The 13,445-nt window shown below is 66.4% G+C and carries 10 protein-coding genes; 7 read left to right on the top strand and 3 right to left on the bottom strand.

What is annotated here, in order from left to right; genetic code table 11:
• Positions 1–36 precede the first annotated feature (36 nt).
• The 3 genes from NS355_RS04875 to NS355_RS04865 are packed head-to-tail and all read right to left on the bottom strand — an operon-like array spanning position 37 to position 6,057.
• Positions 37–1,638 (bottom strand): efflux transporter outer membrane subunit, encoded by a 1,602-nt coding sequence (locus NS355_RS04875; protein WP_084787534.1) that lies wholly within the window; start codon positions 1,636–1,638, stop codon positions 37–39.
• Positions 1,638–4,865, bottom strand: a complete 3,228-nt coding sequence (locus NS355_RS04870) for an efflux RND transporter permease subunit (protein ID WP_058744667.1) — start codon at positions 4,863–4,865, stop codon at positions 1,638–1,640. Before NS355_RS04870 ends, NS355_RS04875 begins: the two co-directional genes overlap by 1 nt.
• Positions 4,866–4,872: 7 nt before the next feature.
• The gene (locus NS355_RS04865; protein ID WP_058744666.1) at positions 4,873–6,057 is read right to left on the bottom strand and encodes an efflux RND transporter periplasmic adaptor subunit; all 1,185 of its coding nucleotides are present in this window, start codon (positions 6,055–6,057) and stop codon (positions 4,873–4,875) included.
• A 264-nt stretch (positions 6,058–6,321) separates the two neighbouring features.
• Between NS355_RS04865 and rpiA the strand changes: the two genes are divergently transcribed.
• The 7 genes from rpiA (at position 6,322) to NS355_RS04830 (ending at position 13,398) form a co-directional block, all read left to right on the top strand.
• A complete protein-coding gene (rpiA, locus tag NS355_RS04860; RefSeq protein WP_058744665.1) occupies positions 6,322–6,993 on the top strand; it encodes a ribose-5-phosphate isomerase RpiA in 672 nt (223 codons plus the stop codon).
• Positions 6,994–7,065: 72 nt separating this feature from the next.
• On the top strand, positions 7,066–9,153 hold the full coding sequence (gene tkt, locus NS355_RS04855) for a transketolase (protein WP_058744664.1): 2,088 nt from the start codon (positions 7,066–7,068) through the stop codon (positions 9,151–9,153).
• Positions 9,153–10,274, top strand: coding sequence for a transaldolase (gene tal, locus NS355_RS04850; protein WP_058744690.1), 1,122 nt, complete (start codon positions 9,153–9,155; stop codon positions 10,272–10,274). Before tkt ends, tal begins: the two co-directional genes overlap by 1 nt.
• A gap of 73 nt (positions 10,275–10,347) precedes the next feature.
• Positions 10,348–11,331, top strand: a complete 984-nt coding sequence (gene gnd, locus NS355_RS04845; protein ID WP_058744663.1) for a phosphogluconate dehydrogenase (NAD(+)-dependent, decarboxylating) — start codon at positions 10,348–10,350, stop codon at positions 11,329–11,331.
• Positions 11,328–12,149, top strand: a complete 822-nt coding sequence (locus tag NS355_RS04840; protein WP_058744662.1) for a Cof-type HAD-IIB family hydrolase — start codon at positions 11,328–11,330, stop codon at positions 12,147–12,149. Before gnd ends, NS355_RS04840 begins: the two co-directional genes overlap by 4 nt.
• Positions 12,146–12,892, top strand: coding sequence for an HAD-IIB family hydrolase (locus tag NS355_RS04835; RefSeq protein ID WP_058744661.1), 747 nt, complete (start codon positions 12,146–12,148; stop codon positions 12,890–12,892). Before NS355_RS04840 ends, NS355_RS04835 begins: the two co-directional genes overlap by 4 nt.
• A 53-nt stretch (positions 12,893–12,945) precedes the next feature.
• Positions 12,946–13,398: a biliverdin-producing heme oxygenase gene (locus NS355_RS04830; protein ID WP_244489559.1), complete on the top strand. Its 453-nt coding sequence runs from the start codon at positions 12,946–12,948 to the stop codon at positions 13,396–13,398.
• Positions 13,399–13,445 lie beyond the last annotated feature (47 nt).

Genomic DNA, 13,445 nt, shown 5'->3' with positions numbered 1-13,445 from the left:
CCAGGCCAATGGGAAGGGTGAGGGCAGCCCTGTCGCTTAATTGCCGGGGCTGAGCGCCACCGGTCCGTTGGCGGTGGCCTCCAGAAGCGAGTCCCCGCCGAGCACCCGATAGAGCGTCACCCGATTGCTCGCCGCCGTCAGCTGCGTCGCGATCACCGTCCGCTGCGCCGAATAGAGCGAGCGCTGCGCATCCAGCGTGTTCAGGAACGGCGTCACCCCGCCGCGATAGCTCGCCTCGGTCAAGCGATAGGTATCGCTCGCCGCGTTCAGGAAGCGGCGATTGGCGCCGAGCTGATCGTCGATCGTGCCCTGCCGCGCCAGGGCATCGGCGGTTTCCTGGAAAGCGGTCTGGATCGCCTTTTCATAGGTTGCGAGCGCCGCGTCGCGCTGGGCCTGCGAATATTGCACGTTCGCGATCCCCGCTCCCGCCTGGAAGATCGGGTAGCTGACCGAGGGCGCGACCGAATAGTTGAAGCTGCCGCCCGAGAAGAGCGAGGTCAGCGCGGTGCTGGCAAAGCCGACCAGCCCGGTCAGCGAGATGCGCGGGAACAGGGCCGCGCGCGCCGCGCCGATCTGACCATTGGTGGCGCGCAGCAGATATTCGGCCTGCACCACGTCCGGACGACGCAGCAGGATGCCCGAATCGAGCCCGGCGGGCAGCGTCGCGACCGTCGGCGCGGCCTCCTCGATGGAACGGGGGAGGAGCGTGGTGTCGATGGGCGCGCCGATCAGCAGTTGCAGCGCGTTGACGTCCTGCGCCACGGCGGTCTTCTGGAGCGCTAGGTCCGCCTGTGCGGTCGCCAGCACCTGTTCGGCCTGACGCAGGTCGGTCCGCGGCGAGATGCCGCCCTGGAGCCGCGCACGGGTGAGCGTGACGCTGCGCTCGGCGCTGGCGGCGGTCTGCTGGGCGATGGCGAGCAGGCTCTGGTCCGCGCCGTAATTCAGCCAGGCATCGGCGATGTCACCGACCAGCGTCAGTCGGGTCGCGCGCGCCGCCGCCTCGGTCGCGAAATAACGGTCGAGCGCCGCGCCGGTCAGCGAGCGGATGCGGCCGAACAGATCGAGTTCGAAGGCGTTGACGCCCAGATTCACCGACCAGGCGCTGCCGCCGCCATTCGCGCCGGTGACGATGCCGCCGGTCCCGCCCGTATCGACGCCGCCATTGCCGACGCCGGTCCCCGTGCCGCCATCGACGGTGCCGTTGCCGGTCCCGGTGCCCGTTCCTCCGTTGTTGCCGGTACCGACACCCGTGCCCCCGCCACCAACCGCGCTCGATCCTGCGCCGCCCGACCCGCGATCCGTATAGCTGTATCGGCCCGTCGCACTGACGGCAGGGAACAGGCTGCCGCGCTGGATGCGATATTGCGCACGGGTCGAGGCGATGTTCGCCGCCGCCACGCGCAGGTCGCGATTATTGGCCAGCGCCTGGGTAATCAGCTGCTGCAACCGCGCGTCGCGAAAGATGTCGCTGTAGCGCACCGTGGGCAGGGCCGCTTCCGACTGGCGGAGATAGGCGTCGCCGACCGGCCAGGAGGGCGGCACCGGTGTGGCGGGCCGCTCATATTTCGGGGCCAGCGAACAACCAGACAGCGCGGTGGCAGCGAGCAGCAGGGCAGGGAGGGGGGACAGGATACGCATCAGGCCTTCTCCGCTCCGCCCTCGGGGGCGGGACGATGCCCCGCGCCATGTTCGCTCATCGGCTTGCCCCGCAGGCGCGCGAGCGCGTTGCGGACCGAACGGCGGACCAGCACGAAGAACAGCGGGATGTAGAAGATCGCGAGCACCGTCGCGGTCAGCATGCCTCCGATCACGGCGGTGCCGATGGCGATACGGCTGTTCGCCCCCGCGCCGGTCGAGATGGCGAGCGGCAGCACGCCGAAGATGAAGGCGAAGCTGGTCATCAGGATCGGCCGCAGACGAATCTTGGCGGCCTCCAGCGCGGCGTCGATGACGCGCTTGCCCTGTTTCTCCGCCTGCTCGGCAAACTCGATCATCAGGATCGCGTTCTTCGCCGCCAGCCCCATGGTCGTCAGCAGACCGATCTGGAGATAGACGTCGTTGGTCAGGCCGCGCAGCGTGACGAAGGCGACCGCCCCGATCAGGCCCAGCGGAATGACCAGCAGCACCGCGAACGGGATCGACCAGCTTTCATACAGCGCGGCGAGGCACAGGAAGACGACCAGGATCGACAGCCCGTACAGGATCGGCGCCTGTCCGCCCGACAGCCGTTCCTGATAGGACAGGCCCGCCCAGGCGATCGAGGTGCCGGGGATCTCGGCGGCCAGTTCGGTCATCCGCTTCATCGCATCGCCCGAGCTGTAGCCGGACGCGGCCGATCCCTGGAATTCATAGGAGGGGATGCCGTTGAAGCGCGACAGGGTGGTCGGCGCCACGCCCCAGTTGATCGTCGAGAAGGACGAGAAGGGGGCCATCTGTCCGCTCGACCCGCGCACGAACCACTGCTTCAGGTCCTCGGGCTCGGAGCGATAGGGCGCATCGCCCTGAACGAAGACGCGCTTCACGCGGCCGCGATCGATGAAGTCGTTGACATATTGCCCGCCCCAGGCGGTCGACAGGGTCGAGTTCACCTGCTGCTGAGTCAGACCCAGCGTGGACAGCTTCTGCTGGTCCAGATCGACGCGCAGCGTGGCGATATCAGGCAATTCGGTCAGGCGGACCGAGGCCAGCATCGGGTCGGCATTGGCCTTGGCGAGCAGCTGGTCGCGAACCGCCTCGAACTTGTCCAGCGGCATGCCGGAAATGTTCTGAAGCTCCATGGTGAAGCCGTCCGACTGGCCCAGGCCTCGAATGGCGGGGGGCACGAGGGCGAACACCTGCGCATCGCGAAGCCCCCGGAACGCGGCGGAGGCGCGGCCCGTAATGGCGTCGGCGCTGTTCTCCTTGCCCTTGCGGTCGGCCCAGTCGACGAAGTTGATGAAGCCCTGGCCGGTATTCTGGCCGCTGGTGCCGCCACCGCCGCCGCCCGCGACCGAGAACAGGACCTTGACGTTCTTGCCCTCATGCTGGGCGAAATACTGCTCGACCTGCCGCTGCACTTCCATGGTGCGGCCCTGGGTGGCACCGGCGGGCAGGCGGAACTGGACGATGGCCGAACCCTGATCCTCGGTCGGCAGGAAGCCGGTGGGCAGGCGCAGGAACAGGACGGCCAGCAGCGCGACGACGCCCGCATAGATCAGCAGGAACAGCCATTTGCGGTCGACGACGGTACGCACGCCCGAGACGTATTTGTCCACCGTCCAGTCGAAGCGGCGGTTGAACCCGTCCTTCGCGCGTTGCAGCCCATGCGCCACGCGCGGGAATTTGCGGTCCAGCCAGGCACCTTCCTCCCCCTCCTTGGCCTTCTGCTTCAAAAGGCTGGCGGTGAGGGCGGGGGACAGGATGATCGCGACCGCGACCGACAGGATCATCGCCGAGACGATGGTGATCGAGAACTGGCGATAGATGACGCCGGTAGACCCGCCGAAGAACGCCATCGGCAGGAAGACCGCCGACAGGACGAGCGCGATGGCGACGAGCGCTACCGTGATCTCGTTCATCGACTCGATCGTCGCCTCGCGCGGGGTCATGTCGGGATTTTCCTCGAGCAGACGCTCGACATTCTCCACGACCACGATCGCATCGTCGACCAGCAGGCCGATCGCCAGCACCAGCCCGAACAGGGTTAGCGTGTTGATCGAGAACCCGGCCAGATAGAAGATGGCGAAGGTGCCCAGCAGCACGACCGGCACCGCGATCGTCGGGATCAGCGTCGCCCGCCAGCTTTGCAGGAAGACGAACATGACGATCACGACCAGGATGATCGCCTCGATCAGCGTCTTGACCACCTCGTCGATCGACAGCTTGATGAAGGCGGTCGTGTCGTTGGCGTAGGCGATCTTCAACCCTTGCGGAAAGCCCTTGGCGACGCGGGTGATCTCGGCCTTGACCAGCTCGGCGGTTTTCAGCGCGTCGGCGCCCGGTGCCATCAGGACGGCGATACCGGCACCCGGATGCTGGTTGATCCGGCTGACCGCGGCATAGCTTTCGGCGCCAAGCTCGATACGGGCCACGTCGGACAGCTTGACGGTCGCGCCGTTGTTCAGCGTCTTGACGATGATCTCGCGGAACTGCTCGGGCGTCTGGAGCCGCGACTGCGAGGTCACGGTGGCGTTCAGCATCTGGGTCGTTGCCGAGGGCGTACCGCCGACCTCGCCCGCCGCGACCTCGGTATTCTGGTTCTGGATCGCGGTCGTCACGTCCGAGGGCATCAGCTGGTAGGAGGCCAGCTTTTGCGGGTTCAGCCAGATGCGCATCGCATATTGCGAACCGAAGACGTTGGTGTCGCCGACGCCCTGGATACGGCCCAGCGGGTCCTGGAGATTGGAGACGAGATAATCGGCGACGTCCTGGTTCGTCATCCGGTTCGTCTCGTCATAGACGCCCGCGATCAACAGGAAGTCGGGGTTCGACTTGCGGACGACCAGACCCTGTTGCTGCACCTGCTGCGGCAGGCGCGCGACCGATTGCTGGACCTGGTTCTGGACCTGCACCTGCGCGATGTCGGGGTCGGTGCCCTTGGCGAAGGTGGCGGTGATCGTCACCGAGCCGCGGCTGGACGAGGAGGACTGGAAATAGAGCAGGCCGTCGATGCCGGTCAGCTGTTGTTCGATGACCTGGGTGACCGAATTCTGCAGCGTCTGCGCGGATGCGCCGGGGAAGGTGGCGCGGATCGACACCTGGGGCGGCGCGACGTCCGGATATTGCGCGATGGGCAGGCCCATGATCGCGCCGACGCCCGCCAGCATGACGATGATGGCAAGGACCCAGGCGAAGATGGGACGATCGATGAAGACGCGGCTGAGCATGATCCGGTCAGCCCGCCTTGCCCTTGGCGGCCTGCATCTTCTTCAACTGCTCGGGCGAGGGGGGCTGGACCTTTTGCGGGCTGTTGGCGGGCACCGCGCGCACGCTCTGGCCGGGGCGCAGATTGTTCAGACCCTGGGTCACGATCCTGTCGCCGGGCTTCAGCCCGTCGGTGACCACCCAATAGGCGCCTTGCGTCCGCTCGGCCTTGACCGTCTTCTGCAGCACCTTGTCATTCGGGCCGACGACGAACAGCGTCGCATTGCCCTTCGGATCACGCGAGATCGCCTGTTGCGGGACCAGGAAGGCGCTGGTGTCGATCGCCTGCGCAAAGCGCGCCCGCACGAACATGCCGGGCAGCAGCAGCCCTTGCGGATTGGGGAAGCGGGCGCGCAGCGTCACGGTGCCGGTCTGCTGGTCGACGACGGCTTCGGCGAACTCGACCCGACCGGTCTGTCCGTAATCGGTGCCGTCCTCCAGCCGCAGCGTCACATTGGCACTGGCGGGGATCAGGCCGTCGCGCGCCGACAGGCTGCGACGCAGCGACAGCAGGTCGGTCGCCGACTGCTGGATGTCGACGAAGATCGGATCGAGCCGCTGGATTTGCGCCAGCGGATCGGTTTGGCCCGCACTCACCAGCGCGCCGACCGTGAACAGCGAGCGGCCGATGCGGCCCGTAATGGGGGCGGGGACGGTGGTGAATTGCAGGTTCACGCGCGCCGTCTCCAGTGCGGCGCGGGTCTGTGCCACCTGGGCGGCGGCCTGGCGGGCGCTGGCCTGCGCGTTGGTATAGTCCTGCTTTGAGATCGCCTCGATCTGCGCCAGCGGGCGATAGCGTTCGGCGAGCGTGCGCGTTGCCTCGGCATTGGCCTGAGCGCTTTGCAGATTGGCGGCGGCCTGGTTGACCGAGGCACGGTACAGGCGCGGGTCGATTTCGTAGAGCGGCTGGCCGCGCTTGACCAGCGTACCTTCGGTGAAGAAGCGGCGGCGGATGACGCCGGTCACCTGGGGCCGCACGTCCGAGCTTTCAAAGGCGGTGGTGCGCGCGGCGAGTTCGGTCACGATCGGCGCGTCGGTCGGCTGGACGGTCACGTAACCGACGGTCGGGGTCTGCTGCTGTCCGCCTGCTCCGCCCTTCGCCTTGCCCTTGTCTCCGCCGCCACAGGCCGACAAACTGACCAGCGCGAGAGCCATGGCCGTCCCGGCGAGCGCCGGGCGACCGCGAAAACCTGCAAAGTTCAATTCGTTCACCTGCCTGAATTGTGCCGCGGAGCCGGCCCGCGCCTTAATGCACGAGACGGCGGAACGTTGCTGACCTGTGTCAAATTGCACGATCGGGGTTCGAAAAGGCAAGCGATCATGGCCTAAAACGCCCGTCTTAATTGTCGCAATTTGTCGCGGTGCGGCAAAAGCGCGGGCGGCGGGAGCCTTTGGGTTTCCGAAGCATTTTCAACGTACATGATCGATCGTGATGCCGATAAGCGCCTGGCCGCCGCCGCCGCGGTGGATGAGGTATGCGACAATATGCTCGTCGGACTGGGTACCGGGTCGACGGCCGCTCACGTCATCGCCCTTCTTGCCGAGCGGGGTCTGGGCATCGAGACGGTTGCCACCTCGCGAGCCAGCGCGGAGCTGGCCGAACGACTGGGGTTGAAGGTCCGGCCGTTCGATGAGGTAGCGCGGGTCGACCTGGCGATCGATGGCGCGGATGCGATCGACGCCGACTTGTGCGCCGTGAAGGGCGCTGGAGGGGCGATGCTGCGCGAAAAGATCGTCGCGGCAGCCGCCGACCGGATGATCGTCATCGCCGACGGCTCCAAGCGGGTCGAACGGCTGCAAGGCGCCAAGCTGCCGATCGAAATTCTGCCTTTCGCCCGCGCCTTTGCGGTGGAACGGCTTTCCGGTCTTTTTGAGCGGCTTGACGAACGAACCGGTTATCGGACCGACAATGGCAACATCGTGGTCGATGGCCATGGCTGGAACGATGCCGACCTGCCGGGGCTGGCGGCGGCGCTGGCGGCCATTCCGGGCGTCGTCGGACACGGCCTGTTCCTATCCGAGATCGACGCCGCCTATATCGCCGACAATGGGGTCGTTACCCGGCTGGAACGGGGACGGAACCCGCGCTAAGGCGACCCTGCATGGCAACCAGAGCGAGCGCGGAGGCGTTCGATCGCACATAAAGAGGATGAGGCCAGTTTCATGACCGATGCCACCACCAATGCCGTGGCCGACAGCCATCTCCACGAGGACGGGTCGATCGAGCGCCTGACCATCGACACCATCCGCACCCTGTCGATGGATGCGGTGCAGCAGGCCAATTCGGGCCACCCCGGCACGCCGATGGCGCTCGCCCCGGTCGGTCACACCATCTGGTCCAAGTTCCTACGTTACGATCCCGCCCACGCCGACTGGCCCAATCGCGACCGCTTCGTGCTGTCGGTCGGCCATGCCTCGATGCTGCTCTATTCGCTGATCCATCTGGCGGGGATCGAAGAGATCGACGCGGACGGCAACAAGTCGGGCAAGCCCGCTCTCAGCCTCGAAGACCTGAAGGGCTTCCGCCAGCTCAACTCCAAGACGCCGGGCCACCCGGAATATCGCCACACCACCGGCGTCGAGACGACGACCGGCCCACTGGGCGCGGGTTGCGGCAACTCGGTCGGCATGGCGATCGCCGAGCGCTGGCTGGCCGCGCACTTCAACCGCGAGGGTTTCCCGATCTTTGACCATGACGTGTACGTCGTGTGCGGCGATGGCGACATGATGGAGGGCGTCGCGTCCGAGGCCGCGTCGACCGCCGGTCACCTCAAGCTGTCGAACCTGTGCTGGATCTACGACTCCAACCAGATCTCGATTGAGGGCGGCACCGACATCGCGTTCGACGAAGACGTCGCCAAGCGGTTCGAGGCCTATGGCTGGAACGTGCTGCACGTCGACGACGCCAATGACGGCGCCGCGCTGACCGCCGCGCTCGATAATTTCAAGGCGACCACCGACAAGCCGACCTTCATCGTCGTGAAGTCGGTTATCGGCTATGGCAGCCCCAAGGCGGGCAGCGAAAAGGCGCATGGCGAGCCGCTGGGCGAGGATGCGATCCGCGCGACGAAGAAGGCCTATGGCTGGCCCGAGGATGCCAAGTTCCTGGTGCCGGACGGCGTATGCGATGCGTTCCGCAAGGCGATCGAAAGCCGCGGCAAGCCGCTGCGCGACGAATGGGTCGCGATGGTCGACAAGTATCGCGCCGCGCACCCCGACCTCGCAGCCGAGTTGGACGCGATGCTCGCCGACACGCTGCCCGAGGGCTGGGATGCCGACATTCCGGTGTTCGAGGCGGACGCCAAGGGCGTCGCCAGCCGCGACTCGGGTGGCAAGGTGCAGAACGCCATCGCCGCCAAGGTGCCGTGGCTGATAGGCGGTTCGGCCGATCTCGCGCCCTCGACCAAGACGCTGATCAAGGATGGCGGCTCGTTCCAGGCGGGCAGCTATGAAGGCCGCAACATGCACTTCGGCGTGCGTGAGCATTCGATGGGCGCGATCGTCGACGGCATGGCGCTGTCGCACCTGCGCTCCTACGGCGCGACCTTCCTAGTCTTCTCCGACTATATGCGCGCGCCGATCCGCCTCGCGGCGATCATGGAACTGGGCGCGACCTTCGTCTTCACGCACGACTCGATCGGCGTGGGCGAAGACGGCCCGACCCACCAGCCGATCGAGCATCTGGCGACGCTGCGCGCGATCCCCGGCCTCGACACCATCCGCCCCGGCGATGCGAACGAAGTCGCCGAGGCATGGCGCTGCGCAGTCGAGTCGGCCAGCCACCCGACCGCGCTGATCTTCTCGCGTCAGGCATTGCCGACGCTGGATCGCAGCAAATACGCACCGGCTTCGGGCGTGAAGAAGGGCGGCTACGTCCTCGCCGATTGCGATGGCACGCCCGACCTGATCCTGATCGCGACCGGCTCGGAGCTGTCGCTGGTCACCGACGCCTATGAGACGCTGAAGGCCGAGGGCAAGAAGGTCCGGGTCGTCTCGCTGCCCAGCTGGTATCGGTTCGAACTCCAGGACGCGGCGTATAAGGACAGCGTGCTGCCGAAGACCGTGACGAAGCGTCTGGCGGTCGAGCAGGCCGGGTCGATCGGCTGGGACCGTTATGTCGGGTTCGATGGTCGCACGATCACCATGTCGACCTTCGGTGCCTCGGCGCCGCTCGCCAAGTTGCAGGACAAGTATGGCTTCACCCACGACAATATCGTGAAGGTGGCCCGCGAAATGCTGGAGACCAAGTGATGAGCAAGCTGTCGGAACTGGGTGCCAAGGGCTGCGCCCCCTGGCTCGATTTCGTCGATCGCAAGTTCCTCGAGGCGAAGGGGCTCGAAAAGCTCGTCGCCGAGGACGGGCTGACCGGCGTCACCTCCAACCCCTCGATCTTCGAAAAGGCGATGGGGCATGGCGACGCCTATGACGCCACGCTCGCCGCCTTCGACAAGGAAAACCCCGGCGCGGCGACCATCGACCGCTACGAACATCTGGCGATCCAGGACATCAAGGCGGCGGCGGAAACGCTCAAGCCCGTCTATGACAAGCTGGACGCCAAGGACGGCTATGTCAGCCTGGAGGTGTCGCCCTACATTGCCGACGACACCGACGCGACCATCGCCGAGGCCGAAAAGCTGTGGCACGCGGTCGACCGCCCGAACCTGATGATCAAGATCCCGGGCACCGATGCGGGTGCGCCGGCCATCTCGGCGACCATCGCCAAGGGGATCAACGTCAACGTGACGCTGCTCTTCTCGGTCGACGCCTATATCAAGGTGGCCGAGGCGTATGCGTCGGGCCTCGAAGAGCGGGTCAAGGCGGGGCAGCCGATCGACCGGATCGCCAGCGTCGCCAGCTTCTTCATCAGCCGCATCGACTCGGCGATCGACAAGAAGATCGACGAGCGCGTCGCCGCCGGTGATGCGGAAGCGGACGCCCTCAAGGCCGTCCGTGGCAAGGTCGCCATCGCCAACGCCAAGATGGCGTATCAATGGTATCTGGACTTCCTGAAGTCCGACCGCTGGCAGGCGCTGGCCGCCAAGGGTGCGCAGCCGCAGCGTCTGCTCTGGGCCTCGACCGGGACCAAGGACCCGTCCTTCCCCGACACGCTCTATATCGACACGCTGATCGGGCCGGACACGGTCAACACCATGCCGCCCAAGACGATGGACGCCTTCCGCGATCATGGCACGGTGGCCGAGACGCTGACCGCCGATATCGACGACGCCAAGCATGTGCTGGCCGAGGCCGACCGTCTGGGCCTGGATCTGAACGGCGTGACCGACACGCTGGTCGCCGAGGGGGTCGCCTCCTTCGTCAAGGCGTTCGACGATCTGCTCGGCGCGATCGGGCAAAAGCAGCCGGCGGCCTGAGGCCCCGGCGGCCCCCTCCCCAAGCGGGGAGGGGGCCTTTTCATTTCTCATCTCAGTAAATGGAGTTCCCGCGATGAAGATCGGTCTGGTCGGCCTTGGCCGCATGGGTGGCAATATCGCACGCCGCCTGATGCAGGCTGGGCATCAGGTTGTGGCCTGGGATCGCAGCGACGAGGCGGTGCAGACGCTCGCCAAGGACGGCGCGGAAGCCGCCACCGGGCTGGAGGACATGGCGGGAAAGCTCGCCGATAAGGCGATCTGGTGGGTCATGCTGCCCGCCGGTGGCCCGACCGAGGACACGATCGCGGAAATCGCCAAGCTGGCCAAGGACGGCGACGTCGTCATCGATGGCGGCAACAGCTTCTACAAAGACGATATCCGCCGCGCCAAGATGCTGGCCGAGCATGGCATTCATTATGTCGATGTCGGCACCTCGGGCGGCGTCTGGGGCCTGGAGCGCGGCTATTGCATGATGATCGGCGGCGACAAGGAAACGGTCGACCATCTTGACCCGATCTTCGACGCGCTGGCACCGGGCCTGGGCGACATCGTCCGCACGCCGGGCCGCATCGCCGACAAGGTCGATCAGCGCGCCGAAAAGGGCTATATCCATGCCGGGCCTGCGGGCGCCGGCCACTTCGTCAAGATGATCCACAACGGCATCGAGTATGGCCTGATGCAGGCCTATGCCGAGGGCTTCGACATCCTGAAGTCGAAGAACAGCGACAAGCTGCCCGAGGACGAACGGTTCGACCTGAACCTGACCGACATCGCCGAAGTGTGGCGGCGCGGCAGCGTGATCTCGTCCTGGCTGCTCGACCTGACCGCGATCGCGCTGGCCAAGGACGAGATGCTGGAGCAGTTCTCGGGCCATGTCGCGGATTCGGGCGAGGGCCAGTGGACGATCGACGCGGCGATGGAGGAGAAGGTCCCGGCGAACGTCCTGACCGCCTCGCTCTTCGCGCGCTATCGCAGCCGCATCGAGCATACCTATGGCGACAAGGTGTTGTCGGCGATGCGCTTCGGTTTCGGCGGCCACACCGAAATCCCGCAATGACGAAACCCATCCGGCTGGTCGTGTCGGACGTCGACGGCACGCTCGTCGACCCCGACAAGAAGCTGCGCGCCGCCACCATCGCCGCCGTCAAGCGGCTGGAGGCGGCAGGCGTGGGCTTCACCATCATCAGCGCCCGGCCGCGTTCGGGGCTGGGCTGGCTGGCCGATGAGTTGTCCATCGACGCGCCGATCGGGGCGTTCAACGGCGGAACCGTGTTCCGCCGCGACGGCTCGGTCGATGCGCAATTCCGCGTGCCGGTCGCGGTAGTGAACGCCGTGCTGGCGATGGCGGCGGACAAGCCAGCCGCCATCTGGGTGTTCGCCGACGACCGCTGGTATGCGAGCAGCGGCGAGGGCACCCATGTCGATCATGAGCGCAAGGCCTCTGCGCAGGGGCCGGTGGTGACGCAGGACTTCGCGGCGCTGGTCGGCAAGGTCGACAAGATCACCCTGGTCAGCGACGATGCCGACTTGCTGCGCGGCCTGCACGACATGGCGAATGCGGCACATGGGGACGCGGCGACGATCGCCCAGTCACAGACCTATTATCTCGACGTGACCGCGCTCAAGGCCAATAAGGGCGATGGCGTGGCGACGCTGGCCGAGGCTTTCGGCGTGTCGTTGGAGGAGGTGGCGGTGCTGGGCGATCAGGCCAACGACCTTCCCATGTTGGCACGCGCTGGCCTGCCGATCGTGATGGCGAATGCGCCGGAGGCTGTTAGGGAACAGATATCGGTACACACCCGTTCCAACGCGGACGATGGTGTGGCCTATGCCATCGATACCCTAATCCTGCCCAGAATCGGAGTGCCTTCATGAAGCAACTGGTTGCGTTCGACCTCGACGGTACGCTGGCCGAAAGCAAGCAGCCCCTGGGCGAGCCGATGGGGGAGGCGCTGGCCGACCTGCTCGACGTCGCGCATGTCGCGGTGATCTCGGGCGGTGACTGGCCGCAGTTCGACAAGCAGGTGGCGAGCCGCCTGCCCGAGCGCGCCGACCGCACCAAGCTTTGGCTGATGCCGACGACCGGCACCAAGCTCTACACCTATCAGGACGGCCAATGGACCCCGGTCTATGCCGAACTGTTCGACGACGCGACCAAGGCCAAGATCCTGGAGGCGTTCGACGCGTCGCTGGAGGCGACCGGCTTCGTCCCCGAGCAGACCTGGGGTGAGCGGATCGAGGATCGCGGCAGCCAGATCACCTTCTCGGCACTCGGCCAGCAGGCGCCGATCGACGCCAAGGAGCACTGGGACCCCAAGTTCGAGAAGCGCAAGGTCATCCAGGCCGATCTGAAGCAGCGCCTGCCGGGCCTGTCGATCAACATGGGCGGTGCGACCTCGATCGACATCACCCGCGAGGGCGTCGACAAGGCCTATGGCTTGAAGAAACTGCGCGACGCCAGCAACATCCCGCTCGACGCGATGATGTTCATCGGCGACGCGATCTTCCCCGGCGGCAACGACTATCCCGCCAAGGAACTGGGCCTCGACACGGTGCGCGTGCGCGACCCGGAAGAGACGCTGGCGGTGATCGCCGGGATCGTCGCCTGCCTGAAGTAAGCGACAGCGCGTCCGCCGCCCTGCGTGCCCGCACGGGCTCGGCGCATGAGGCGGTGGATGCGGCTTATGGTGCCTATCGGCTGGACGATCGGGAAAGCTACACGGCGTTCCTGATCGCCCATGCCCGTGCGTTGCCCGCCGTCGAGGCGCAACTGGCGGAGCGGAACGTTGCCTTTCCCTGGCGGTCGCGGCGCGACGCGCTGGTGGCGGATTTGGCCGCTCTCGGGCGCGGGATGCCCGAGCCCTTGCCGTTCGATCTGGCCGATGACGAGGCGGCGCGCTGGGGCGCGCTCTACGTGACCGAGGGCTCGCGACTGGGCGGCATGATGCTTGCCCGGCGGGTGGGGGAGGGGCTTCCCCGCACATATCTGGAATCCGGTTTCGGGGCGGGGGAGTGGCGGGATTTTCGCCATGCGCTCGATGCTGCGGCCAGCGATGGGGCATGGGTCGACCGTGCCGTTGCGGCGGCTGAGCAGGTCTTTGGACTATATCGCAGGGCCGCTTAGAGCAGGGCGACATCTAAGCCCCTCTCCTTCAAGGGAGGGGTTGGGGT

Source organism: Sphingomonas yabuuchiae (assembly GCF_001477495.1).
Classification (GTDB): domain Bacteria; phylum Pseudomonadota; class Alphaproteobacteria; order Sphingomonadales; family Sphingomonadaceae; genus Sphingomonas; species Sphingomonas yabuuchiae_A.
The sequence above is the reverse complement of the archived record's forward strand: the minus strand, read 5'-3'. Positions and strand labels throughout refer to the sequence as shown.

Bases quoted from the DNA above. Each gene is read 5' to 3' on its own strand.
- NS355_RS04835 (WP_058744661.1), top strand. From the start codon at position 12,146: ATGAAGCAACTGGTTGCGTTCGACCTCGACGGTACGCTGGCCGAAAGC.
- gnd (WP_058744663.1), top strand. From the start codon at position 10,348: ATGAAGATCGGTCTGGTCGGCCTTGGCCGCATGGGTGGCAATATCGCA.
- NS355_RS04870 (WP_058744667.1), bottom strand. From the start codon at position 4,865: ATGCTCAGCCGCGTCTTCATCGATCGTCCCATCTTCGCCTGGGTCCTT.
- NS355_RS04840 (WP_058744662.1), top strand. From the start codon at position 11,328: ATGACGAAACCCATCCGGCTGGTCGTGTCGGACGTCGACGGCACGCTC.
- NS355_RS04865 (WP_058744666.1), bottom strand. From the start codon at position 6,057: ATGGCTCTCGCGCTGGTCAGTTTGTCGGCCTGTGGCGGCGGAGACAAG.
- rpiA (WP_058744665.1), top strand. From the start codon at position 6,322: ATGATCGATCGTGATGCCGATAAGCGCCTGGCCGCCGCCGCCGCGGTG.
- tkt (WP_058744664.1), top strand. From the start codon at position 7,066: ATGACCGATGCCACCACCAATGCCGTGGCCGACAGCCATCTCCACGAG.
- NS355_RS04875 (WP_084787534.1), bottom strand. From the start codon at position 1,638: ATGCGTATCCTGTCCCCCCTCCCTGCCCTGCTGCTCGCTGCCACCGCG.
- tal (WP_058744690.1), top strand. From the start codon at position 9,153: ATGAGCAAGCTGTCGGAACTGGGTGCCAAGGGCTGCGCCCCCTGGCTC.